This is a genomic window from uncultured Aggregatibacter sp., assembly GCF_901873365.1.
In the GTDB taxonomy this organism is placed as follows: domain Bacteria; phylum Pseudomonadota; class Gammaproteobacteria; order Enterobacterales; family Pasteurellaceae; genus Aggregatibacter.
Window position 1 is genome coordinate 59,169 of the sequence record NZ_CABFLM010000082.1, and the last position, 24,218, is coordinate 83,386.

General features: G+C 41.9%; 23 protein-coding genes and 1 pseudogene. All 24 read right to left on the reverse strand.

Annotated elements, in window-relative coordinates; all coding sequences use genetic code 11:
* Window positions 1-23: 23 nt before the first annotated feature.
* Window positions 24-209 carry a hypothetical protein gene (locus tag QZ106_RS07470; RefSeq protein WP_295976074.1) on the reverse strand — a complete coding sequence of 62 codons (186 nt, stop codon included), beginning with the start codon at window positions 207-209 and terminating at the stop codon, window positions 24-26.
* Between the two features lie 87 nt (window positions 210-296).
* Window positions 297-9,287: an LPD38 domain-containing protein gene (locus QZ106_RS07475; RefSeq protein ID WP_295976075.1), complete on the reverse strand. Its 8,991-nt coding sequence runs from the start codon at window positions 9,285-9,287 to the stop codon at window positions 297-299.
* A 58-nt stretch (window positions 9,288-9,345) separates the two neighbouring features.
* Window positions 9,346-11,541, reverse strand: coding sequence for a hypothetical protein (locus QZ106_RS07480; protein ID WP_295976078.1), 2,196 nt, complete (start codon window positions 11,539-11,541; stop codon window positions 9,346-9,348).
* Window positions 11,542-11,543: 2 nt separating this feature from the next.
* The gene (locus QZ106_RS07485; protein WP_295976080.1) at window positions 11,544-13,091 is read right to left on the reverse strand and encodes a TerL; all 1,548 of its coding nucleotides are present in this window, start codon (window positions 13,089-13,091) and stop codon (window positions 11,544-11,546) included.
* A complete protein-coding gene (locus tag QZ106_RS07490; protein ID WP_295976082.1) occupies window positions 13,081-13,893 on the reverse strand; it encodes a terminase in 813 nt (270 codons plus the stop codon). The genes QZ106_RS07485 and QZ106_RS07490 overlap by 11 nt, the downstream gene beginning before the upstream one ends.
* Window positions 13,894-13,946: 53 nt before the next feature.
* Window positions 13,947-14,210: a hypothetical protein gene (locus QZ106_RS07495; RefSeq protein ID WP_295976083.1), complete on the reverse strand. Its 264-nt coding sequence runs from the start codon at window positions 14,208-14,210 to the stop codon at window positions 13,947-13,949.
* Complete coding sequence (locus tag QZ106_RS07500) at window positions 14,207-14,491, reverse strand: hypothetical protein (protein ID WP_295976085.1); 285 nt, start codon at window positions 14,489-14,491, stop codon at window positions 14,207-14,209. The genes QZ106_RS07495 and QZ106_RS07500 overlap by 4 nt, the downstream gene beginning before the upstream one ends.
* On the reverse strand, window positions 14,403-14,750 hold the full coding sequence (locus QZ106_RS07505) for a DUF2570 family protein (protein ID WP_295976087.1): 348 nt from the start codon (window positions 14,748-14,750) through the stop codon (window positions 14,403-14,405). Before QZ106_RS07505 ends, QZ106_RS07500 begins: the two co-directional genes overlap by 89 nt.
* Window positions 14,723-15,265: a lysozyme gene (locus tag QZ106_RS07510; RefSeq protein ID WP_295976089.1), complete on the reverse strand. Its 543-nt coding sequence runs from the start codon at window positions 15,263-15,265 to the stop codon at window positions 14,723-14,725. Before QZ106_RS07510 ends, QZ106_RS07505 begins: the two co-directional genes overlap by 28 nt.
* Complete coding sequence (locus tag QZ106_RS07515; protein ID WP_126471394.1) at window positions 15,246-15,503, reverse strand: hypothetical protein; 258 nt, start codon at window positions 15,501-15,503, stop codon at window positions 15,246-15,248. Before QZ106_RS07515 ends, QZ106_RS07510 begins: the two co-directional genes overlap by 20 nt.
* Window positions 15,504-15,855: 352 nt before the next feature.
* Complete coding sequence (locus QZ106_RS07520) at window positions 15,856-16,701, reverse strand: P22AR C-terminal domain-containing protein (RefSeq protein WP_295976094.1); 846 nt, start codon at window positions 16,699-16,701, stop codon at window positions 15,856-15,858.
* Window positions 16,702-17,014: 313 nt separating this feature from the next.
* Window positions 17,015-17,356: a hypothetical protein gene (locus QZ106_RS07525; RefSeq protein WP_295976096.1), complete on the reverse strand. Its 342-nt coding sequence runs from the start codon at window positions 17,354-17,356 to the stop codon at window positions 17,015-17,017.
* A gap of 291 nt (window positions 17,357-17,647) precedes the next feature.
* Complete coding sequence (locus tag QZ106_RS07530; RefSeq protein WP_295976099.1) at window positions 17,648-17,941, reverse strand: hypothetical protein; 294 nt, start codon at window positions 17,939-17,941, stop codon at window positions 17,648-17,650.
* 30 nt (window positions 17,942-17,971) lie between these two features.
* Window positions 17,972-18,667 (reverse strand): hypothetical protein, encoded by a 696-nt coding sequence (locus QZ106_RS07535; protein ID WP_295976100.1) that lies wholly within the window; start codon window positions 18,665-18,667, stop codon window positions 17,972-17,974.
* Window positions 18,668-18,731: 64 nt separating this feature from the next.
* Window positions 18,732-19,457: a TIGR02642 family protein gene (locus QZ106_RS07540; protein WP_295976102.1), complete on the reverse strand. Its 726-nt coding sequence runs from the start codon at window positions 19,455-19,457 to the stop codon at window positions 18,732-18,734.
* Window positions 19,454-20,056 (reverse strand): recombination protein NinG, encoded by a 603-nt coding sequence (locus QZ106_RS07545; RefSeq protein WP_295976104.1) that lies wholly within the window; start codon window positions 20,054-20,056, stop codon window positions 19,454-19,456. Before QZ106_RS07545 ends, QZ106_RS07540 begins: the two co-directional genes overlap by 4 nt.
* Before the next feature lie 196 nt (window positions 20,057-20,252).
* Window positions 20,253-20,423: pseudogene (locus tag QZ106_RS07550) on the reverse strand (GTP-binding protein); the annotation flags it as partial.
* Window positions 20,420-20,623, reverse strand: a complete 204-nt coding sequence (locus QZ106_RS07555) for a hypothetical protein (protein ID WP_295976106.1) — start codon at window positions 20,621-20,623, stop codon at window positions 20,420-20,422. The gene QZ106_RS07555 and the pseudogene QZ106_RS07550, both read right to left, overlap by 4 nt.
* 76 nt (window positions 20,624-20,699) lie before the next feature.
* Window positions 20,700-21,125: a recombination protein NinB gene (locus tag QZ106_RS07560; protein WP_295976108.1), complete on the reverse strand. Its 426-nt coding sequence runs from the start codon at window positions 21,123-21,125 to the stop codon at window positions 20,700-20,702.
* The gene (locus QZ106_RS07565; RefSeq protein WP_295976109.1) at window positions 21,125-21,730 is read right to left on the reverse strand and encodes an N-6 DNA methylase; all 606 of its coding nucleotides are present in this window, start codon (window positions 21,728-21,730) and stop codon (window positions 21,125-21,127) included. The genes QZ106_RS07560 and QZ106_RS07565 overlap by 1 nt, the downstream gene beginning before the upstream one ends.
* Before the next feature lie 218 nt (window positions 21,731-21,948).
* Window positions 21,949-22,482, reverse strand: a complete 534-nt coding sequence (locus QZ106_RS07570) for a phage N-6-adenine-methyltransferase (protein WP_295976110.1) — start codon at window positions 22,480-22,482, stop codon at window positions 21,949-21,951.
* Window positions 22,479-23,123 (reverse strand): replication protein P, encoded by a 645-nt coding sequence (locus QZ106_RS07575; RefSeq protein ID WP_295976111.1) that lies wholly within the window; start codon window positions 23,121-23,123, stop codon window positions 22,479-22,481. Before QZ106_RS07575 ends, QZ106_RS07570 begins: the two co-directional genes overlap by 4 nt.
* On the reverse strand, window positions 23,120-23,950 hold the full coding sequence (locus QZ106_RS07580) for a hypothetical protein (RefSeq protein ID WP_295976113.1): 831 nt from the start codon (window positions 23,948-23,950) through the stop codon (window positions 23,120-23,122). Before QZ106_RS07580 ends, QZ106_RS07575 begins: the two co-directional genes overlap by 4 nt.
* Window positions 23,950-24,180, reverse strand: a complete 231-nt coding sequence (locus QZ106_RS07585; RefSeq protein ID WP_295976115.1) for a helix-turn-helix domain-containing protein — start codon at window positions 24,178-24,180, stop codon at window positions 23,950-23,952. Before QZ106_RS07585 ends, QZ106_RS07580 begins: the two co-directional genes overlap by 1 nt.
* Window positions 24,181-24,218 lie beyond the last annotated feature (38 nt).

The following is a 24,218-nucleotide window of genomic DNA, read 5'->3' on the forward strand; positions in this document are numbered from 1 at the left end:
AAAACCCGCTACGGTGAGCGGGTCTATGATTGATGATCCAGTTCTGAGACCAGATCTTGTAATTCTTTAATTTTGCCTCGGAGAATATTGTATTGTTGAGGAGTGAGTCCCTCCTCGCACAAGTCCTGCTTATATTCAATAATCCGGGTATTCAGATAAACAATCAGTGATTTTCTATCTGCTTCATTCTGCAATTTTAGCTTTTGCATAAAAACTCCAACAAAAAAGCCGAACTGCATTTCTACAATTCGGCTATTGTGGGAAATTCTACTGCAAATATTTTGTTTGTCAATAGATTAGTTTGTATTCAAACCCTCCATCATGCGGTATTTACGCAACATCTGAGCTTGTACTCTGCTCATGTCTTTATTGTAACGTTTAATGCCATTTTCATAGGCTACCGCACTAATTTGACCCGCTCGAAGTGCACGGGTAAGTTTTGCTTTCTCACTTTTCATTTTACCAACCACTGACGCGTCTTCTTCGTGGAATTTGATTAGCTTGCGTTTATCATCATCTAACCAATCACCAAGCTCGCCACGGGCTTTGCGTGATTCGTACTCTTTCGCTACATTCCCCGCCTCTCCGCTTGCCTCATAGTAACGGCTTTGAATTGAAAACTCGTTAGTGGTGCCAATAAACTGATTTATGAAAGGCATTCTTGTATTGCGTCCTAACTGTTCACGGTTAGGGTTTTCAATAAAGACAGTATTCAACTCTTTAAGGCTGCCGAACATTGAGCTATACCCATCAAACAAATTTTTAATTTGTTCCGGGTGCATATCGATGCCCAAGGTATCATTGAGATCTAACGCCACATCTTTCCAGAACTGCGCTGTCGTCGCCTTTGATTGCTCTGCTTTCAACTTGTCATCACGCACAAAGTTTGTCGTGATCTTGTTACCAAATGCCGAACGATTAAGAACATTCTGCATTAATGGTTGAAGAATTGTTGGTGTTGCGGTCAACGTCAATTTCTCCATCGGATATTTCGCTGCTGAAATTTCAGATGGAGACACCGGCGCAAAAGTCTTCAAGGAGTGCGCTAGCATATTCACTCCCGCTTCCGTTAATGAAATATCGCTCACCGCACCTTTTACGATATTCGTAGCAAAATTCCACGCCATCTGCGGCATACCAAAGCCAACAGGGAATTTAAAGTAATATCCATCACCAATTGGGAGTGGAATATAACGGGTAATATCGCCAAGCTGATCCATTTTGTTACCGCCCTCATCTTCATCGTCCATTGAACGCAATACAGTATAAAGCACGGTCATCCCGGCAAGATACGCCGCAAAACGATACTGCCCTTTACGGGTGGAGAGATAACGAATTAGGTTTGCCGCGCCCATCACGGTTGGTTGAGAGAACATATACAGTGCTTTGATGCCACGCATTTTGGAACCCGTCTTGCGGAAGTTGGTAAGCTCCAATGTTGTGGCCGCCGCCTGTTTTGAATCAATGCCGTTTTCCACTAAGGCTTTATAAGCCGCTAATGCAGAAACGGTATCGAACATTTTATTGTACCCCTCAAGCACCTTACCCGCTTTTTCGAGCTTGCTTGCGATAGGATTATTTTCTTTTTTCAAGCGCTTGATTAAATCGGTTTCGGATTTATCCAAATAAGTACCGTAGTTTGAAACACCGCCCTCTTTGAGCAACTGTTTAAGCATACGCTCTGCCGGCACACTATCACGCAATTCTTGACCAAAGCCAAGGCGCTTGGTGGCTTGCCATACTTCTTTGTCGGTAAAAGCATTCGCAATGGTTGCACGACCGATTTTATCCATCGTTTTGCTGTCCACTAAACGATTATTTTTGTCATAGAGTTTCTGCACCCGGATAAATTCTGATTTTTCCCAAGTATCACGCATCATGTTCCCCGGAGCGAACATCAATGTCCATTGCGTTACACCGCGCGCATACCATCCTGTCGGTTTAGAAAGTAATTTTAGAAAATCATTTGCGTGTTCTACATTATCATTGCGTAAGGCTTCCATTGCTTGTGCCGGCAATTCATATTCATAATATTGGCCACCTTCTTTACGAATTAGCACATTATCACTCGAACGTGTTAAACCTTGCATTTTACGTTTACTAATGCCTAAATTTGCCGTGGCTTGTTCCCTTGCTTGAGAATCGGAATAACCTTTCTCTTTCAGCATGGTTACTTCCGTTTCGTACAAGTCATCAATCTTGCCTTTAAACTCCGCGAAACCGGCATAGGTTGTAGATTTACCCACGGATTTCCACATTGCATCGATCGCATCTTCCGCTTCGGAACTTGTACGACCTTTTAGCGCTTTATCTCGTCCGATATTGACCGCACTTGAACCTGCACCTGAAATAATATCGGTATCAACATCAGCATTCGGATCGCCTGTTAATGGGACGTAATGGCGGTTCGCCTTGTACTCTTGATATTCTTTTTCAGTGTAGCGTCCACTTGCACGATCGATTTCCAAACGTGCTTGATTCAAGTCATAGACCATTTCAGCAACCGATTCTAAATCAGATTTACTAATATGTTGTTCAGTGTTCTTCAGAATCAATTCAGCTTCCGGGATTGACCAACCACCGGCAACACCCGCCTTGAAACGATTGCCTTTGTTTTTGTAGTCGGTGTTGTAAATGTCCGCTTTGCGATTATCGTACTGCTCTTTCGCTTTCAGGTAAGCATCATTCAAACGGCGCACTTCTGCAACGGTGCCGTTTTGTCTTGCGTTATCCAATAACTGTTTAGCATCGAGCATGACTTTTTCATCATTCCGCAATAAATCCAAGTTCTTCTCAATGGAATATTTAGCCGATATCCAGTTACCTACCATGCGCTTCATGGTGAGTTCATCAATCGGATTTTTGCTTTTCTTGGTCGCTTTAGAAAGTGCGGCAATCTTAGAGAGGATTGGTTTCAAATAGGCTTGTTCCAATTCGGAATTCATTGCGTCACGTTTCCCTTTGGCGGTGTACATGGCATCTTTCAAGCGGCGTTTCTCGTGGTCTCGACTACTCGTGTTCCCTGTTTGGTCTTCAAGGTGCATGGAATCAATCCAGTCATTCACCGGGCGCAGGCTATCAGCCAGCCATTCATCCACTTTACCCACTGCACGATTGAAACGTTCTTTAAAGCTTGAATAGTCTTTCGCTTTTAAATCATCCCAAAGACTTGGCTCGCTTTCAGCTTTGGCTGTCTGAGAAAGATCAAGGGCAGATTGAGCTGTGTTGGCGCGGGAGAAACGAATATCGGCGTTTTCTGAAGAAAAGTCCCCATTATTATTCGTTGCAGATTTAATCTGATGTGGCTCAAATACCACATATGCTACCCCATCTTTACCGCTTGCTTTGTCTTTCCCCGGCACAATGAAACCATCAATGCCTTCATTTTTAATAAAACGTTGCATACCTTCTGATTTATTATCAGGCAGCGCTATTGCAAAATCGGTCTTTTCGTTAAATCTTTTTGTGTCAGCTATGAATCCATCGACTAATTCCGCCGCCTGACGTTGAGCTTCGGCTTCATCAAATCCAAAAGAAAGGAATTCTTGTTTATTGGCTTCAATGGCTTGTTCGTGCGTTACATTGCGGAAATCTAATGGTTTTTCCATTTTAAGGTAAACTGCATAAGTATTTTCTTTGCCGCCACGTTCTTGCGTGCGACGGTTCGCATAACTGTTGGCAATGTCTTCACTTGAAAAATAAAATCCCGCACCGAGATTATCAATATCAATTTTGCTCTTATCAAAGATGGTAAAGTTAGCATTTGAACCGTGATAAACAACAAGCGGATTGCCATTTTCATCAACAACCTTACTGTTACCGAACCAACGTTTGAAATTAGCTGAATGAATTTGCTGATCGCTTTCACCCTGTGCATCTTGCAAAATTTGCAATAAGCGCTTATCATTGACTTCTGATAAAGGCGATTGATTAGAAATCTCCGCACTAGATAAGCGAGAGGTCATTTCTAAAAGATCGCCTTTTTCAATTTTCGTCAATTTATGGTCGTAGTATTTATCGCCAGTAGTGGCAATTCCTACTGAGGCTCTTACGGTGTAATCAGCTCCGCCAATATTTAGCCCGGCTATATAATACTCGTATTCTTTAATGTCAGGATTTTTGGCTAAATCTTCATTTGGCAAAGTATCAATATAAATTGAGTTTTCAATAATTTCAGGAATAGCCACAACACTTTGCAAGTGTTCGGGATTGCTGATATCGTGATGCAGTACTTCAGTTACTCCCGCTCTCCCTAATGAAATTTCACGACCGGTATCCTCATTAACATAAGAACCTCGCAGTGTTTTACCATATTCCATTGCATTACGACGATATTGTCTAAAATCTTCGCTTGGCTCAATTTCTCTTCCTGAAATTCGGATGGTTTCCGCCTCACGTAACTTTTCCAAACTTTCAGCTTTAGAGCGTAATTGTGCACGGCTAAAACGAATATCATCATTTTCTTTAGAGAATGCACCAGTGTTATCAGTGGCGGATTTGATTTGGTTGGAATCAAAGGCGACAATTTCTTGTCTGTTAGGATATAAAATGCCATCATAACCAGCATCTTTTAGTATTGAACTGAAAGCTCCAGCATATTGGCTTCTCACCGAAAATGAATTTCCTACATTGAAAATAAAAGGATCAACTGTGTAATCTTCGTAACCTTGTTCAGAGAGTTTATTTGTTAAATGCTCGGCGACTCCCTCAGCAGATGTAAAATCACTAGGTCTAAATGGATTCTTTAATGATACATACGCACCAATAATTTTTTCTCCATACGATTCTGAGGTTGCTCTATTTGGAGACAAGTAGAACCCTTTTCCTCTTAACCCTTTATCATTTCCTGCGCCCGCTTTATTCTTGTCAAATACATTAAATTCCTCACCTGTTCCGTGATAAACAACCAATGGCTCACCTGTTCGTTCATTCACCACTTTAGACGCATTTTCAGGATCGTTTTCCCAATCCCCGAACCATGCTTTAAATTCAGGCGATCTAACTTGTTTCCATTGATGGAATGTGAGTTCGGTTTCGCCATTTTCTTTGGCTTGGTTGTAGCGTTCTTCGGTTAATTCTTCATTACGGCTAAAGCGTACGTTACCGCTTTCATTAAAATTTCCTACCGCACTTTTCTTAATATCAGCGACAAGATTCAATACATCGTCATCAGAGAATTGCGCCGCACGTTCTAAGCCGAAGATTTTCGATAAGAATTCCTTGATTCGTTGTGCGGTCATCGCCAACCATGATTTAGCGGATTGGCGTTGCCCCTTCTTGATTTCAACGCCGTAACGTGTTTCAAGCTCATTCCATTTGCCAGTTTCATTAGCTGCCATGATTTCAGCAATAGCTTCTTCAATCGCCACAGTTCGATTGGTTGCGGCTAAGTCATCTGTGCCTTTGCGTTGATTCTGAATTGCATCGGCTATTTGACTTACGGCTTTATTCTTGCCGACTTCGGCCATAAGGTTGTCGTAAGAGCCTTTATAGCCCACGTTGATTCCACGGTGTGCCATTTCGTGCCATGCAACGAACTGTAAGCGTTCGTCTTTGGTCATGGTTTTTGTCGGCTTGATACTGTCGGCAACAATAGTGATTTTGCCTGTTTTCGGATTAAACCAACCTTCCACGTCAGAAGTGATTAAGTTCTTCACGTCTTTTGGTGGGTTAGCAAAGGTCGTAACTTCAATATGTTCTGCCGCTTTGCCAAAGGTTTGGCGTAAGATTTCTTGAGTGCGCTGAATATCAGGATTAGCTGTAGATTCCTGATTGTTTTTTGCGCTTTGGTATTGACTTAGGTCGGCTTCGGTTTTAATATCTCTCATAGAAAGGTTAGCGTCTGATGTAAGATCCCAATGCAATTGAAGCGGATGGGTTTTCAGAAATTGCGAGCCTTTTATGGAGTTAGTTTCTGATAATGGTGATCGCAATTGAAGCGTAAGATTATCTAAGAAATTGGCTCCTTTTTTCTTATTCCAATAAAGCAAGTCATTTTCTAATCCGCGTTGAATTTGCGAATTATTTCGTCCATATACACTAGCAATATTAATTAATTCAATTCCTTGTGAAGTTTGCTTTAAATGTAAGGCTGAAACAACAGGCTTGTTGATTCCATTCACACTTTCCATTAACTCTGTTAAAACCACATAACCATTTTGCTGTGTACTGGATTTCATTACAGCTACAGGATCATTAATTTGTTTTGGTAGCTGTTTTAATGTATCAGGTGTAACATTATGTTTTCCTAACATTACCTTTTTCAATACTGCACCACTGATCACCACATTAACATCAGGAAGACCCAGCATCTTCAATACGCTAGGAGTTGTGCCAACATCAATAATTTGCGATGAAAACTTGCCATTGGCTACATCATCCACCGCTTTCGCAAAATCAGAATCAGCCGATTCATTCAGACTTAATCGGATATCTTCATCAACATTCTTCGCTTGCTGCAATGATCCTAATTTATCGAATGCCACCTCACCAAACATACTGTCTTGTGATAGATTGCCATGTGTTTGAGCCTGATCGAAATATGCACCTAACACTTGCGCAATGCGCTTTCCACTACGGCGATTTTCATCAAAGATAGTTAAGATTTCTCTTGCTTCTGGCGATAAATCACCCACAAAATCATCCTGTGCAAGATAATCATTGATTTTGTAACCTTGCGCATTGAGTTGATTGTATTTTTCTACTGCCTGAATGATAGCATTAGAAATGCTGACATCAGAAAGCACGCCTGAATTAATATCTTGTTGAGTTTGAGCCACTTTAGGCGCAAGTGCGGTTAAGGCATTGAGTACGTTTTTAGCCCCTTGGTCGGTGTTCTCAATCAATCTTGATAAGGTTTGACTGTCTCCATAGGCTTGATACAACATTGCATTACGAATGCGTTGAACGCCTGTTTGACTTAAATTGCCTTTACCGTCCAATAACTCATTGCGCAAGTTTTCCGGCTGGTTTTGCACGAACTGACGAATGAACTGTTGATTATCCGGTGAATTAATATCGCCATTATCCCCTGCGATAAATGAATCCATACTCGGTAAACGGCGCGCATCCACTTTCGCCTGTTCTAAATCAGACATCCGCATTCCGCCTTGCTCATTGGAATTAATTGCGACTTGCGCAATATCTACCGGTGAAGTTAAGCGGCGAACAAGTACGGGATTTTCTACAGCATCTAATTGATCTGAATCAACACCAAAATGACCGGCATTATCTTTTAAGAATTGACGATAACCATCAGCGCCGCCCTCTTGATAGGCTTGACGGATTGCCATTGTACGACCATTACCGGCAATAATGGTTTTCCCGTCCAGTGCAAGCAAAGGTGCGCCCATATCCATGGTTGGACTTGCCGCCAATTTACGCGGATCTAAATTTCGTGCGATATTATTAATTTGCGATTGACTTGCGGTTCTGTCACGGTCACGGAATTGGTTATCATCTTTTTGTTGTGTAGGAGAAAGCATGGTCGCATCTACCACCTCATATTGGAAAGGTTGATAGTTTCCATTACCCACATCAATTTCATCATTTGCACCGCTGACTACACCACTTCGATTTTCTGGTGCAACATTGGCGGTAAATTGAAGATTACTTTCATGTGTTGGTCGTTGATTGTTTTCGTTGAATTCGCGCGCTTTGGCAATATAATCCTCAATCCATTGGCGCATGGCTTTACCATCTTTCGGGTTGAGTCCGTAGGCTTCTGCGATACTTTTTAATTCACCAAAACTTCGGTCGATAACAAATTGGCTTTTTGCGGCATTGTCGGCGAATACCATCGGATCGCTGATGAACTCATTTGCCCCAGCTAAATCCCCTTTTCTGAATTTCTCAATGGCTTTTGCTACATAAACCGCACGCTCCATTTGTGGGTCAATTGTAAATTCAGGCTGATTTGGTTGCGCTGTCTGCTCTTCACCAAAGAAATCTGATTCAAATTGTGCATTGGCTTGCTGTTGAACACGGGCATCTTCTTCCATTTGGCGGACGCGGGCATTCGCAATACCGGCATTATTCAATGCTTGAACACGGCTCGCAGAAACAAGATCGCCTAAATCGGCTGCGCCTTGGTTGAGCATGTCAACGTAATTTTTTAACTGACTATCAATTGCTTCATTGCCAGTGTTAATATGATTTAACAAGGTGCGTTTTTGGTTATTGAATGCGCGGCGGTCGGTGTATGTGTCTAATCCACCCATAGCAGAGCCGAACACACCACCAAGCACGGCGCCATTGATGGCGTTATCTGCCATGCCCTCAGTTAAATCTTTGTTCGGGTTGTAATTGTCTTGTTCAGCCTTGTTCAAAGCGTATTGTTCACCAACGCCTTGAATGGCTTCGGTGCCACCCTCAACCATTGCACCTTTAAGGAGCCCGCCTTTGATAGTTTTCGCCGGACTTCCAAGCCCCCAGAAACCGCCACCAAGACCGCTTACTGCATTTGTCGCTAAATCTGTTGCAATTGCCGCAGGATTTAACGCCGCATCACGACCGACTTTATCCGCAAAAGAAGCTTTGGCTAAATCATAAAGTTGCTCTACAGACTTCCCTTTTCCTTCCTCGCTGTCAGCAATTTCATAGTAAGCGTCCGAGAATTGAGGAATTTGTGATAGCTGCTCATTCGTCATCTGCATAACTTCGTCACGCTTTTGACTATACCGTCCACCACCGGACATGGCGGACATGGTGGCGGTAATCCCTACCATGTTCCAGTATTTTTGCGGAATACCCCGTTTAGCAGCTTGCTCTACGGCGACTTTGCCAACTTCTTCGGCCGCTTCTTTTTTCAGCAACATTTTACCGGCTTGTTTTACGCCGAATGTGGCCGCCTTGCCGGCACCAAGGGTTAAAACAGTATCAAGGTTTTGTCCGATCAGGGAGCCAAGATTGCCTGCCCACCAACGAACATTTCTAACTCCTTGCCCTTCTCCGTCAAACGCATTCTGATTCAATGCGGCTTTCATTTCATCGGACATTGTGGCAAGGTTTTCGTCCGCCCCTTCCCCAGCCCAATCACCAACCTTATGTAACCAATCTGCACCGGTTAACGCGCCTAAACCATGTGCAATATCACTTACGCCTTTCCACGCGCCCATTTGTACTGCATCAACCGTATCTGCAACAATACCCTGCTGTTTCGGCTCGGTGCTAGCTGACGGCATATCAATATAGGTACCGCCTGTATCATCACCTTTTCTCCCACCAGGATTGCCGCTGATAATACCAATCATCTCTTTATAGTCTTTGTCGGAAAGGTAAAAGCTCATGTTATTTGCCCTTAAAATTGAGTAATAAAAAAGACCGCACTTTTTAGGTTGCGGTCTGTTATTGGTCTAATCCGTAGTTTCCGTTCGGATTGGTGAGCGGTGTATTTTTCAACCGCACTTCGGTTTTGAATTTTTCCAAATCGATTGCTTGTTTACCGGTTTGTAATTGCAAGTCTGTGGTGAGTTTCGCTGTGCTTAATTTTTCATCCAGATTTAATCTCGCTTGTTGTGATTCTTGATTCATCTGCACTTCAAGCATTTTGATCTCCAGTTCTTTCTCTTTGATCTGTACTTTCATCTGCTCGATCTGTAACTGGTTCTGCATGCGCAACTGCTCTAACTGCATTTCATGTTGCTGTTTCTGTTGCGCAATCTGCATTTGCATTTGAACTTTGAGGATTTCCGGATCTTGCGGTTGCTGTGATTGTGCTTCCTGCATTTCTTGTAGCTTCTGTTCGTATTCCTCGCGTGGAATCAACATGGTTTGCGTTCCCATACTCATAGATTGCATTAAGGTTTTCGCGCCATCGTACCAATCAAAAGCGTGCATTAATTGTGGGTGTTGACCGAATTTCTGGAAAATATCAATAATTTGTGCTGTCTGTGTTTCTTTTACCAATAAAGCGGAAGTGCCACGAGCTACCACTTGCATATCGCCTTTAATGGAGGCATCTTCCGACATATTCATGTTGTATTCATAGAATCTGCGGATAAGTGGTTTAGTAACCGCATCATCCCACTCTTTCACTTGACGGCGACGAACAGCATTAGCCGCATTCATCAGCATGGACATACCGCCAAGCGTAGGCGTTACCTGTCCTTGTTCACCTTGAGCAATCATAGGAAGCCCTGATTCCTCATCCATAAATGACTTGGAAAGCTGAATAATATTAGCTAACTCTTGCTGACGACTACCAATATCAAAGATGCCAAAAGCACGCTGCGCTTCAAATTGCGCATTTGCTGTTGCCCGATCGTTGGTTTTCCATAGCTTGTAAGGCGATAATTCCCAGTTGCCATCCACCGGAGTGAGTACACTGCTATTTACAACAGCTTGTGGCCCGATACCTAAAACACCGTTATCAATCATGCCACGCCAAGCGGTGTTAAGGATTTCCTGCGCATCGCGGCAAAGGTAAGGGATGCCGAACCCGAATAAGCAACAAACATCCGGCTCACAGGTATAAACAGAATAAGGAAATTCAGCGGTTTCTAACGGGTTGAGATTCACGCTTAGGATTGTTCCATTGCCTGCCATCACGATCACGCCATCGATCTCTAAGTTCGCCGCGCGTGATTCTTCATCGTCAGGGATGACCAACCGATCATCTTCACCTAATTGGCTGTTTGCGCTTTCCAAAACGGTTAAAGGGATTCCGCCGTGGTACGTCCACAGTTCATAGCGATTGTCTTTGCTTTGCGTTTCAAGGCCTGAAAGCGTCCTTAATGTATCAATGTATCCATCCATATCGGAACTTGCGGTACGCGTATCGGAGCCTTCCAATTCACACAGTTGAAGCACGCTTTCTTTTAAGTAATACGGATTTTTAGCAAGGGCTTGTAACTGTTTCTTGGTGACATAACTACGCTCAAATACAAATTGACAATCTTTAATTGTTGGCGCAGTCATATCCGGCACAAAATCCCATGGCAGGACTAAATGTGCGGCAGGAATGGTTTTACTCACGATTTCACCAACCCAATTGCCTAACTCATCTTGATGCCAAGCCTTAGATTCCACCGTATCAATCACCGGTGCACGCAAGATTCCCGTTCCTAACACGGCGGCATAATGTAAGCATAAACGCGCCTCTGCCGCATAATCACACTCTAACAACTGGTCATCAATCAATTTCTCCATTGCTTCGGCACTTTCTTTCGCCTGTTGCATGATTGCACGGGCATTAGAGATTTGGGCGGCTTGTTCCGGATCGCTACTGTCAGGCTGTTTTGCGAGATTCGCAATATCCGGCATTGGCGTTGGTGAAATACCGTAGTTTTTATCGTCACTCGGGAAAAGCATATCTGTCATCTGCGCCGTCCATGAATCGGTTTTTGCGCGCGTATAACCGACAAATACTTTTGATTTGTTTGTTTTAATACCATCTTCATACTGATTGCGGTACTGATACATATCTTTTACCCAACGCTGGACAACCGGTTGGCGCTGTTTGATATGTTCTAAAAGTCTTGCGCGCAAATCTGACCCGAAAGCCGTGATGGCCTCCAGAAGTGCGGATTGTTCTTCTGCCATTTTTAATATCCTGTGACTGAGCTAATCGCTTGATGTGGTTTAACGTTGATGATTTGTTGTTTGAATAGGTCAGGCATAGCGCCTAAACATAAATATTGGTTTGCATCATGCGGATGTGAATAACGATTTTTATCCGGCGATTCTGTGTATTTTTCATCACTGCTGACGTTTAATTGTCGATAAGCGTAACCGGTTTCATAGCCTTTAATCAAAACTCGACAATGCGGGCTGATAATCATCGCAGGTTGCCCTTTTCCAACTAAGCGAGATAACCACCAACGCACAGCTTCAAGTCGCCCCGTGGTGTTGTTTGTGTCTGCTGGGCGTGCATTGAATCCGTTTTCTAACAAAATTTGAAAACAGGTTTTTTCATCGGTTTGCGCGCGCTGCACTCCGGCAGGGTCGCCAATGACTTCAACTTCACAGCCTGCATATTTAGATCGGATTAAAGGAGATAGCTGATCTTGAATAAATCGCTGAATCCCCATTCCGGTAGCAACTACTTCATCAGTAATTCGCAATTGACCGACTGGCGAAACTTGCCCAATGATAGCGGCTGGCGTTAAACCAAAATCAAGACCAATGAATGTAGGCCATCCTTTAACCGGGAGTAATTTATCTTTCGAGACGTGTAAATCTTTGTTGAAGTGATCCATATAGACGGGTTTACCTGTTTGAACAGTCGCAAATTCGTTGCAAATACGAGATTTAATCCAGCTCAATGTTTGCCCTTGAAGGTTATCAAACCAGTAGCCATAGCCTTTTTTATGGTTTTCTACGTTTTCCGCTAACGGATTAGCGACAAAACGGTGTCCGTGATAGTCCACGTATAAGCCGTTTTCGATATTCGCTTTGACTTCATCAGATAACGATTCAAACGGTATGCCGGTAACATCAATTAACGCGCCAGGTTGTGTGAAGAACGCCCAATTCTTAGGCGTAAGGCTTTCACCTGTTTCTTCATCGAGCGCCATTTCAAAGGTATGCCACCAGTGATCGTCATCAGGTGAGTTGGTGTCCATAATCATACCGTTCCACGTTGCACCATCGAATCCTTCCGAAACTCGCTTTTCAGGAAAACGACCAGTACGCGTCACCGCTTCCGTTACCAACATCACCGGTAAAAATTGTGCTTCGTTAATCCAAATTCCCGTCAGTTCCAAAGACATTAATTTTTTTACATCCTTTGGTTTATCCATCGACAAGAACATAAATTCCGCTTCTACCGTAGTTTTACCGTCAGGATGATTAATTTTCATCATTCCAGAAATCGGACTGTCGTATTTAATCGGGCAAATACTTTCAGGAATCCATGCTTGAAATGTCTTGATCACAGTGCCTTTTAATTCAGGATAAGTATTTCTCACGCAAGCCCAACGAGTACGGCGAACGCCATCAGAATTTGGCTCTTGGTTTAAGCAAATACGGAACATCTCCATTACACACCCAACTGATTTACCACTCCCAATCGGGCCACGAATCGCTTTAACCAACTCATTTGATTTATGCACTCTACGAAACGTGGCAGAAGCACGATAATTAATCTTCATCGCTACCTTCCTCGTCATCGTAGAAGTCGATGGCATACTCGACCTTGTGTTTGCTTGCCGCTTTTGCGCCGAGTTCTTGCGCTAATTTATCCGCTTTCAGCAAGGTTTCTTTCGTTTGCGCTTTTCTCAATTCGATTGTTTCAAGAGTAAGCGCAATATTGTTGTTTGTGCTATTCAGGCTTTCAATGCGCCCCACCGCTCTGTCTAGTGCAGCTTCCGCAGATTTGATTAGCTTAAATGTAATTTCCTTATCTTCTGCTGTAGTACACCGTGCTAAATCAGCAGTGAACTTCTCAATGCTTTCAATCGCCGAAATGGCCCGCTGGCGCATCAGGTCGATTTCGTCTTTGAGGGTAAAATCAACCACCTCATCAAAAGCAGATTTATCCTTAAAGTATTTAGCGTATCCACCATGCTTTATCATTTTTGCGGACTGTTTCACCTTTGTCGCAATTTCTTTCGCAGTTTCGCAGTTCACTTGTTCGGCTTTCGCAGTTTTGTTCGCAATTTCGCAATCAATTTCGCAGTTTTGCTCTAAATCTACTTTAGATTCAACAACTTCTGCCTCATCCATTTTGTTGGATGGATTCGCAGTTATTTTTTTGATAGCTTTTAGCTCTCTACTATCGCCTTTTTGGATTTCCCCTAACTGAGATATGGCTGTTTCAGGCTTTTTTATATACCGTTTAGCGGTGGCAAAATTCAATCCTTTCCGTCTGCACCACTCCATTACAGATACACCGGTTCTTGCATAAGTCTTGATGTACTCTATTTGTAATGCGTTCCAGTTTTTTTTTGCCATAAACGAGATATAAAAAAGCCCGTGGTTAGACGGGCTACTGTATTAATTCCTACTTACAACCCCCAAGTAATAGCTTTAACCGCCCACATTTGAGCATCGATGATACGTTTAACCGCCTCATCTAATAGCATCTCTTTATCTGCTGTTAGTGTACCTTGGTTAAATGCGTCATCTTTATGTGCTATTACTTGGTTAATAGCTTGCGCAAAGCGTTGTTTACACTCTGCAACATCACCGATGTTACCCGGGTTAAAGTCGATTCCGACTAACTTTTCTCCCGCGCTTTTATCGTTTGCGAATTTGATTTGGTCTGTCATTGTGATTTACCTTTTACTTGATTAATCCACTTATTGAGATTGTCTATTTGGCTTGCGCATTTATCTCGCTCTGCCGTTACCCTGACTAATTGCAACACTACATCGCCGTAAGTCTCCCCGGTAAATGCTGTCTTAGCACATGGTGTTGTGTAAGCTTGCGGTGGGTAAATGTATTCCGCCTTTGTTGTCACCTTACTTGTACAGGCGCTCAAGAGCAGACTGAGGGAGCTTAGTACGATAACAAGGTTGAGTTTTGATGATAGTTTTAACTGATTCGACATTTTCAAGTGCCACCCTTTCGATTTCTTCGTTTCGTTGTTGCTGCTCAATTACGGCTTCGCGCTCTTGTTGCAGCGCCACATTTAAGGCTTGATTAGCCTCTTCCTGCTGTTTAATGGTTTGGGCTTGCGTTTGATTCTCGGCTCTTAGGTCAATAATATTGCTGTGTTGGTACCGTGACCATATCCACAAGCCCAAAACTATAAGGACTAAAGCACCGATTAAGTAATTTTTTACTGTTTCGACAAATCGAGTAGGCATAATGCTTTCTCCTTTTCCCGGCGGATTACTAAGCCGGGTAATTTTGTTTTACCCGCATAAACCCACTTTGGATACTCATTGCAAGCGCCAATATAGTCTCCTGCATTGAGCTTGCGAAATAATGTTGATTTTTGGACGCGTCCACATCCAACGTTAAAGGTGATTGATACGGCGGCATCAAATACAGATTGAGGTAACGCCATACCGTTAGCAAATCTATTTACACATGATTCGGCGATCTTAATGTCATTTTTCCATCGCTCAGCGATCTCAAAATCGTTATAGCGCCGCTTTGGATCTATCGCCTCACCTCCTGCCTCTGTTGAGCCAATCCCAACAGTTAATACATCGGCAGGGCATTTATACGGGTCTCTACGGCACCCCTCGGCATTGCCGATAATCTCCGCGCCGGCAGGGCTTAATGCGATTTCATCGCCATACGAGGTGTACATCACTGCAATAATACTGATAACGGAGCAAACACCTAATGCACCTCTAGTCTTTGATAATTTCAATATTTAACCCCTGTTTTAATCTTGCCACCATCAGCGCGTGAATCTCTTCTTTGCGCTCTTCTTCGCGCTTCAGCAAGCGACCCTCCCAGAATTTGGAATACATATTCACAAGCGCGGTCAAAATACCAATCGCAAGACTAAGTAACATTAAATTATTCTGATCGCCAAGCCACGCCAAAAAGCCAGAAAAACCCGACCAGACATAGCTTTGATTTCCGGGATCTTTAAACATTCTCATACTCCACCCCGCTTATTTTCGAGGTAATAAAAAAGCCCAATCCGTTAAGATTGAGCCTATGGAATTCTTGCCAATAAAAAACCGAGATGTATTAATTTACACCTCGGCTATTGTTAGAAATAGTAATGCAAAATTAGGGTTAAGTCAATTTATAATCACTTTTGATGAGACTGTTCAACTTGGCAAATATACCCATCACAATCTTGATTTAAGTCTAAATGATAGGCGGCCCATAACAACGCCACTGCAAAGAAAATCTTGAACATAATTTGTCCTTTTTCGTGAATTTGAGGTGTAAAAACCCGCCGCACGGATTTCTTGGGGGAAAGTGCGGTCGGATTTTGCGGTGTTTTTAGAAGTCGATTTTGACGGCTTTCGGGTCAAACTGGCGCAAGTGTTGCAGTACTCGCCAGTTTGTCATTGGGTCAATCTCAAACTCTTTGGTAATGCGGTTTAAGATTTGGTTTGTTGAGCGTAGTACGCTTAAGTATTCGTAAGCCTGTCCGTAGATTTGCCCGCTCATGTTCGAGCCTAAAACGTTAAAGGCTCTTTCGATATGTTGGAAAGTGCCGACGCCACGTTTGAAAGCGAACCACAACCAAGCAAGCTGTTGAAGTTCATACTCGGTAAATTCAAAATTGAAACGATCATCTTTTTTCGGTTCAGTGATAAGCTCACCTTCAAGCACAATTCTATGCACATATTCCACCGCACTTTGTAATTTGTCGGCGGGAATGTCTTCAATGGTTTCGACGTTCATGTATTGGTGAACAAGATTATAGGCATCGGAATAAATCAAGCCTTTCTTACTCACCAACATATTTACGGCATTGCGTAAGCCTGTGCGATCGTCTGCCGTGGTTTTGCCTTCATACTTTCCTGTTTTACGGATTGCCGGTAAAACTTCTTCAAAGACCCAATTTTGGAATGTTTCTGCTTCTGGTTTATTAGACCGGAAAATCATTCGATAAAGATTAGGTTCATTAATGAAGATCATCTCTTGCAAACCACCATTTGAAGGGGTGGAAAGTTTTTCCACTCCTTTAGGATTGAATTTAAATTTGCTTACAGAACGATTTCCTAACCCTAAAATTGCAGCAACATCCACAAGACAGAAAAATGGATCTAAACCAATAACATTGATACGAACAGGTAATGAGTTGAAATTGAATGTGGAAAGTTGGGTTTGATTAGACATGAGTCTACTCCTTTGTTTTATTTTACGAAGTTTAGAATTGACCTTATAAGGTCGCCAAGAGGTTCGTAAACCGAAACAAAGAACGGCCGGGATTATTCCCCTTTCAGGTGTTGTATTCTCCGCCCTCTCGGCATAGATGAAATTGGATTTATGCGTGTTAAGTCTTAATGGCAATAAAACTAAACGAGAACACAAATTTTACGCATAAAAAAACCGCTATGCTGTCGGGTGCGGATTTCCGCTTTGTTTTAAGGTTACGAGCCTTGAAAAACATACTAATAAAAAAAGCCTGTGTTGTAAACAGGCTTTATTCTTATCTTAACAAATTTTTACACTTGCCTATGCCAATAGTCATGTTTGAACTGCCATTGGGATAAATTAATCGGCAAGACCCCTTACTTGAGTTATACTTGATTTCGTCAACTTCAAAGTTAATGTACTTTCCTCTATTTTTCCCTAAGAAGATAGCCTGAATAACCGAGCCTTCGGAAATAAACTGTGGAATTTGAACCTTTTCCTCATCACAAGAAGACAGAAATCCTCCAAACGAATCTTTGCACTCTGTGAACGTTCCTTTACCAGGAGTTTCTACTGTAATTGCAGATGCACTTACCGAAACCAGACCAAGGATAAACAAAAAACCAATCTTTCTCATGAAATACCTCAATTAATAATTCCGATAACTGTTATTATCGTAGATATTCCAACTATTCCCACGGTTATCACTACCACGGTATATGTCATTACCTATTTGATGCGTGGTTGACCGATAGCCATCAGATCCATTGGTGATATAGCTATTCCCAATCTGATGGGTGGTAGAGGTATAACCACTTGAATCACGACATATCTGAGTACTGCCGAAATCATTGCAGGTGGTGTAATTTGCCATAGCTGACGCCGATACAAAGAGCGAGCAAATAAATAACAATCTTTTCATTTCTTTTTACCTTTTGTTGATACAATAACTCACAGCTTCACTAAACCCCAATTTTGGTTCGGCTCGCGCGCAATTACAAACATGTTTAACGTATCCATCTAGCACGGACATGCTAAATTGATCATTATGTTCTTTTGCTTTTTTAATAAACGCCTGTCTTAATTCGCTTTCACAATTTGTTTGATTAATCTTTCCTCTCGGCTTGCTTGGGAAAATTGAGCCGTGATCAAAAAAATTAAACACAGCCCCAACCAAGAGGCAAAATACGAAAAATGATAAAAATTTCTTTATCTTATTCATTTGTTATCCCTAATTAATTTCATGATTTTTCTATTCTCCAATCAACTTACTAATATTCCAACGCTCAATATCAAAGTTTGATGGTATTTCAAAATTCACATTTGTCATCGAATAAGGCTTTGCGTTTACATCAACTCTGATTGTTATTTCGGGATGCTTCTCATCTAAATCAGATAAAAATTTATTTTTGGCCTCTAAATAAACCTGTTCAACAGGCTTTGTTTTGTCTCGGTCTGATATATCCCAATAAATATCTCTAAACGAACTATTTTCAGCCAACTGCTCATTTGATGCCGTTTTATACCGCGCTATATCCTCTGTTATAATTAACTCTATTTGTTGGATTTTTACATTCAATGGATTATAAAATCGAAGATTCATCCACTGATTTTCCCTAGGGTAAATTCTGGTAACCGTTCTCTTTCCGTTAACTGTATGTATTAACTCCTGATACTGATCATCAGTTAAAACATTACCGCTTTTCTTAGGACTTCCTTTACTTGGTCTATTCTGGAAATCCATTTCTAATTTATCATATTGAGCTTGCAATAAATCATACTTATATGACCACTCCCTAAATGAATCGGGTTTAACTTGCTCAAGCAACATTCTTGATTCTTTGGAAAATTTATTTACTTGCTCCACATTATTAATTTCGCTATTACTAAACCCAATGGATTGCATAGAAACAAAGCATAATGAAATTAATAATAAACTCTTTTTCATAAACAAAAACTCCTATAACTAAATTTCTTTAAATTATAGGAGTTTTTTTGGTCTTGTCTGTGATCTAATTCAAAGATTCGTTTTTTATTTGTCGCTTAATCACATTTTCCGCACCGCTCATTTCTTCGTAGCAATGGCGTTCAAAATCCACCACAAGCGCATTGAGGTAACGGTTAAAGTAGGCTTCGGTGCAATCAATAGACTTCATTAAGTGAATGATGTTCGCACGTAACTTCCCTTTTCCTCGGCATTCAGGGCATTCTCGTTTTTGTACTCTACCCACCTCGCCGGTGCCACGGCAGCGTGGGCAAACATTCGATTTACGGATTTCATTTAATTCACGGATTCGCAACTGTCTAGCCTCGACACTATTTGGGAGCAACCCATTTTCTTCGGCAATTTTGTTGGCTTTATCAATCACGGATAAGTGTGCATATTGCGACCGTAAATAGCGTTTTCTGAGGGAATTAAGGTGTTTTAATTGACTTGGTAAAGGTAAATCGCAAACCATATCCACAACGTATGATAGCGCTTCTGTAGCGTGTTCAGGCAATCCACATTCTTCGCACCAACTTTCTGCATAGCTGTTCACAAATTCGCGCGAAAACGGATCTTGCCGATATTTACACATCAATAAATGATACCCAAACATAAATTCCTTTTCGGCCTGAGCAAATGCAAAAACAATCTGCTCCTTATAAAGCAGACTTTTCCCACCTCTCCCTGCAGTCTCTGCACTCACGCATTTTGGATTGTGAAGTTTAACTAATAACTCAATGGATTTGCTCATTTAAGACCTCTACGCTTTTCAATTAATCGGCATTTTTTATTAAAAATCTGTTTAATTCTTTTCAAATCTTCTTTTGAGTAGTTTCTTATTCGTTGATCTGCTTCAACTTCCTCAACCTTCGCCAATCCAATTCGATCTATTAAACCAAGTCTGAATTGCTGATAATTTCCGCCTAAATATCGGTTGCATTTTTTGCATTGACCGAAAATGTTTAACGTATAGAATCGCAAATGTACCGCACTCCCACGACTACGATAATGCCCGGCATCAAAACCGCCGCCGAGCTGGTCGTTTGTAAGCGGTCTTCCGCAGGATATACAAGGCTTGTTTTCATCACGCAGACGAATATATCTATTCACCGCACTTTGCGCTTCTGACGTTAATTCTCCCTTGGTTTTAGCTTTTTCTTTAAGTACAGCCATTCTTTTACGAGATTCAATACGCTCTTGCTTATCTTTCTTTTCTCGCTCTTTGCGGGATTGTTCACGAGATAATTTAATTGCACATTCCGGCGAACAAACCTTTTGCGTACTACTGAACGTTTTTACAAAGTAGCTCCCACATACTTTGCATTTATGTTGTTTTGGTGCCTTAGTCATTAAAACACCCCTAACTTGTAAGCCATCCAGACCAAAAGGACAAAAATAGCTAAATCGCCATAACCCGTTCTCCCGTCGAAAAACAGCCCTAGAAACATTAAAAAACAAACAAACCAAATCACCGTCTCACCCCATTAATTACGATCTTGCCTTTACTGCCCGACTGTCTCCATTTGCGCCAGTCGTCACGCTCTTTTGTTAATCCGCGCGTTAGTTTTTCGTTTACATCATCAACCGATTTACGCGCTAAGTTAGCTGCTATTGCCGTTGCTACTGCTGCTGTGAGTTTTGTTTTTCCGTGATCGACATGACCTATAGTGCCAACATTCACAACCGGCTTTGTGCGTTCAAATTTCTCTTTGCTCATTTCCCCTCCAAAATCACCGTCAATCCCAATCCAACGCCTAGAGCAATCCACATCAAGCCACCTAAAACGCAACCGGTTAGGCAGTAAATAAAAATCTTACTTGCGTGTTTTCCGTGAACAAAAAATAACGCCCAGAACAACACAAAAACGGGCGTAAGTGATAGTGCTGCCAATACCGCAAAATAATAAGTCCAAATCATCCTTGACCACCATTAAACAACCAAAAAATAAATGCGGTAAAAATTAAATACGCAATCCAGTCCCAATCCATGTTTTTCATCGTCCATAAAATCCCCATCTGTCGTTAAATTTAACCCCATTAGCTACGCCGTAAGCCGTGACATATTCGATTAAGCTCGCCATTCGTGACACGCTCATTTTTGCCGAGCTTTCACGGATATTTACAAATTCACCCTCAAGACCTGGCACAACATCCGCTTTTTGATTAGTGGCGATTGCATGACCGGAGATAAACAAGACTTTCCACTGCTCCATTGAGAGTTTACGACCCATAAATTCCGCCTGATTTGCCACGTCTTGGCACATGGCGTGAAATTTCGCATTTTGCTCAAGGTTGCGTGTCATTGGTTGGATTTTGATAACCAACGGCTTTTTATCGTCCGTTGGCAAGTCCTGAATAAACGCTTGGCAATTTGACCGCACTTGTTCGTTGCGTAAGAAAAACGTTTGCTTGTCGGTCATTACAAACCCTCTCCCTCTAAAGTATCATTCGGATAAAAATCAAATACCTTGGGTAACAGCGTGGTATAGATAAGTATAGGCACGCCCCCTCCTGGTATTTCCAATGCATCAGAAAAGCGATAAATCGCCACCTTTAATTTCTCGTCTTCACGTTGGTGCGAACAGAGAAAAAATTCACCTTTCAACGTATCCCCGAGCACGATATTTTGTTTAAATACATTTTGCAGCACGCCCACGAAAGGTACTGGATTCACACCTAATATTCCGGTTAATTCCCGATAGCAAATATCAAACAATCGCTGACGGCACTCTTCAACGTTGTCCAATTGAATATCTACGCCATAAACTGATGAAGCACAGTCATAAATCAACCATTCAGCGGGCTCATTACCGTCATATTCTTCTCGCACTTTAGCCAATTTGCGTCTCAAAATTTCTGCAAGAAAATTACCATTGCCACAGCTTGGATCGAAGAATGTCGTTTTTGGCGAATAGTTACCCTTATCTAATAAATCCAGCATTTTTTTGACGATAGGAGATGGGGTAAATACCTCTGCAAAAGCTTTTACACGTTGCTTAGATTTAATGATTTTTTCAGTCGTCATCGCTGTACTCCACGCCTAAATCTTCTAAACCAAAATCACCGCATGATCTCGTTCTATTGTTCGGATGATCTGTACTGAGTTCGGGATATTTCCGAGGTTCAATAAGGTTTCCTAAGCAATGGAATCTACTTGAAGAAAATTTAGAAATAGCACGTGGGCTTTCACAATGAGGGAAATACCAGTCAAATACTGGTGCCTCACATATAGGGCATTTGTAATTACTTCCCATCGTAACCACCTACTTTTTTGATAAAATCAAGGCTCACGGAGCGTTGCACAAAGTCTTGCATTGCGGGATCAAAAACAACAATCATCTGCCCCTTGCTATTACCCTTGATTTCTTGATTTGTCGCCGGGTGGATAAATGCAATACGTCCGCCGACAATATCAATTACCTCATTTGCCACACCGTGGATGTGGTTTTGATACCACTGTGTAGATTTGTCGTTATTGAGCAACATCACGACTAAATGTCCGTCATTGCATAACGCCTTGGCACGCTTAATAAATGGCGTTACGTTAGAGTACGGAGGATTGACAAAAATAGACGCTCTAGACAAACCGCCTTTAAGTGCATCAAGGTTAAAATTTAAAAAATCATCAGCTAGTCCACCATCACCGAAATAAAGCTTAACAAGTGCATTATCTCCATTGGCACAACCATCAATATCGAACTTAAACCGCAGGTTAAGCCAGTGAAAAACATACTTCGGCGTTTGCCATGTGTTGCGATCAAATTGTTGCTCTGTCATGCCGCTTGTCCTCTTAATGCCGCCTTGCAGTTGGCAATGTGTGCTAATGTTTTTTCTTGTGGGAGATTTACGATTTTTTGCTCAATCATTTCCGGGATATTTTCAAACTCAAATCCCGACCGCACTTTTTCGGCGGCTTCGTCCAAAATTCTTGGTATGGCTTTCAGCGTGTCATCAAGCGGTTTATTCCAGTATTGGTTATAAATTGTCTTGAGTACCCAATATTCAGCCTTGGATTGATACTTGAATTCATGTTGGTTGAATCTCGCGTAACCCATGTAGTTTTTATAACGTTGGATTAGCTCTTCGGCAGTTGGTAAGCCCAAAGCGTGATAGTCTTCAAACTGGCACCAAGCAATGAATTGCCCTACACTCGGAAAAAACGGGCTTTCGGATTTTGCCGCTAAGTCCAATCCTCGTTTTAGGGATTGAGGATTCACTACGCCCGCTTTGAATAATTCTTCGAGCCAAACTTGCTTTGTTTCGTTGTACTCAATCTCGCTGTCAAATGCGTGTTTCCATGCCGGGAAGATGGATTTTAATCGCACAAACATCCGGTCAATTAAACGAACGGCGTTGCTGGGAATATCAGGCTTTGTGACCGCACTTTTTGCGGGTTCCGTTGGAATTACGTTTTTCATCTCAATTCCTCCGGAATGAGTTTAGGATCGATATTTAATTTTCTGCCAACAGCCCAAGAACCGTCATCGGCAAAAGTGCTTGTTTTTCGGGTGTTTGTAGCCGTTGCCATGTTGTCATCACGCCAATTCCATTCAGCTTTAAACCCTTGCCAATTGCGCTCGATGGATATTGTGATGGCTTCGGCAAGAGGTATTCCTGCTTTGTGCGCTTCTCGCTGATAGCCAACAAGTACGGTTTTTGTGATTGCTGCTCGTTTTGATTTTCGGTGGGCAATAAAATCTTCGGCAAGCTGACCTACAATTCCAAATTCAGCAAGCAAAGTGAGCGGTTTTTTTTGTGTAGTTTTTTTATTATTATGATCAGTAGTATTTTTATAATTAGTATTATTATTTGTCGGATTTATTTCCGAGTTATCTCGGATCTGTTTCCGAGTTATCTCGGATTTATTTCCGAGTTCATCCTCTAAACTCGGATTTATTTCCGAGTTATCTCGGATCTGTTCCGGCTTAAATTCATTCCAAGATTTCCCTTTTTCGGTTAATCGGATTAAATCCTTATCGCCGTGCTTACCTTGTTTTAGGTAAATGATTAATCCTTTCTCATCAAGATCAGAAAAGTGACGATAAACTGTGTCGCTTGTCTTATAAAATAACGGCAATTCCTCAAGCACTTTATTACGAGATACCCAGTAATAAACGACGCCATCAACGATGATTTCTTCTGCCCAAGATGAGGCTTGATTAAGTAAATCAAACAAAGCTGCCTGATTAGCATTTAAACCCCATTCGAGGGCTTTTTGATTGTTTATGTAAGTGCTAAATCTCATCACGCCTCCAACCAATACAGGGCAACACGTTTTCCGCTTGGCACGGTAATCATTTTGCTGATGATATTGTGTCCACGTTTTTTAAGGTCATAGATACGAGCGCCAAGACGTAAGCAGTTAAACCGTTTTTCCGCGTCTAAGTGCGTTAGTCTCTCGCCGTTTTTGAGTGCTTTTAAAATTTGCTCTGATTGTGTTTGACTTGTCGTCTCGTTTTGATTAATATTTTCCATGTTAATTTTTTCCTAAATTGCCACGGTTGCCGCCGTGG

Coding starts and splice junctions, on each gene's coding strand:
- QZ106_RS07470 (WP_295976074.1), bottom strand. CDS start 209: ATGCAAAAGCTAAAATTGCAGAATGAAGCAGATAGAAAATCACTGATT.
- QZ106_RS07475 (WP_295976075.1), bottom strand. CDS start 9,287: ATGAGCTTTTACCTTTCCGACAAAGACTATAAAGAGATGATTGGTATT.
- QZ106_RS07480 (WP_295976078.1), bottom strand. CDS start 11,541: ATGGCAGAAGAACAATCCGCACTTCTGGAGGCCATCACGGCTTTCGGG.
- QZ106_RS07485 (WP_295976080.1), bottom strand. CDS start 13,091: ATGAAGATTAATTATCGTGCTTCTGCCACGTTTCGTAGAGTGCATAAA.
- QZ106_RS07490 (WP_295976082.1), bottom strand. CDS start 13,893: ATGGCAAAAAAAAACTGGAACGCATTACAAATAGAGTACATCAAGACT.
- QZ106_RS07495 (WP_295976083.1), bottom strand. CDS start 14,210: ATGACAGACCAAATCAAATTCGCAAACGATAAAAGCGCGGGAGAAAAG.
- QZ106_RS07500 (WP_295976085.1), bottom strand. CDS start 14,491: ATGTCGAATCAGTTAAAACTATCATCAAAACTCAACCTTGTTATCGTA.
- QZ106_RS07505 (WP_295976087.1), bottom strand. CDS start 14,750: ATGCCTACTCGATTTGTCGAAACAGTAAAAAATTACTTAATCGGTGCT.
- QZ106_RS07515 (WP_126471394.1), bottom strand. CDS start 15,503: ATGAGAATGTTTAAAGATCCCGGAAATCAAAGCTATGTCTGGTCGGGT.
- QZ106_RS07520 (WP_295976094.1), bottom strand. CDS start 16,701: ATGTCTAATCAAACCCAACTTTCCACATTCAATTTCAACTCATTACCT.
- QZ106_RS07525 (WP_295976096.1), bottom strand. CDS start 17,356: ATGAGAAAGATTGGTTTTTTGTTTATCCTTGGTCTGGTTTCGGTAAGT.
- QZ106_RS07530 (WP_295976099.1), bottom strand. CDS start 17,941: ATGAATAAGATAAAGAAATTTTTATCATTTTTCGTATTTTGCCTCTTG.
- QZ106_RS07535 (WP_295976100.1), bottom strand. CDS start 18,667: ATGAAAAAGAGTTTATTATTAATTTCATTATGCTTTGTTTCTATGCAA.
- QZ106_RS07540 (WP_295976102.1), bottom strand. CDS start 19,457: ATGAGCAAATCCATTGAGTTATTAGTTAAACTTCACAATCCAAAATGC.
- QZ106_RS07545 (WP_295976104.1), bottom strand. CDS start 20,056: ATGACTAAGGCACCAAAACAACATAAATGCAAAGTATGTGGGAGCTAC.
- QZ106_RS07555 (WP_295976106.1), bottom strand. CDS start 20,623: ATGATTTGGACTTATTATTTTGCGGTATTGGCAGCACTATCACTTACG.
- QZ106_RS07560 (WP_295976108.1), bottom strand. CDS start 21,125: ATGACCGACAAGCAAACGTTTTTCTTACGCAACGAACAAGTGCGGTCA.
- QZ106_RS07565 (WP_295976109.1), bottom strand. CDS start 21,730: ATGACGACTGAAAAAATCATTAAATCTAAGCAACGTGTAAAAGCTTTT.
- QZ106_RS07570 (WP_295976110.1), bottom strand. CDS start 22,482: ATGACAGAGCAACAATTTGATCGCAACACATGGCAAACGCCGAAGTAT.
- QZ106_RS07575 (WP_295976111.1), bottom strand. CDS start 23,123: ATGAAAAACGTAATTCCAACGGAACCCGCAAAAAGTGCGGTCACAAAG.
- QZ106_RS07580 (WP_295976113.1), bottom strand. CDS start 23,950: ATGAGATTTAGCACTTACATAAACAATCAAAAAGCCCTCGAATGGGGT.
- QZ106_RS07585 (WP_295976115.1), bottom strand. CDS start 24,180: ATGGAAAATATTAATCAAAACGAGACGACAAGTCAAACACAATCAGAG.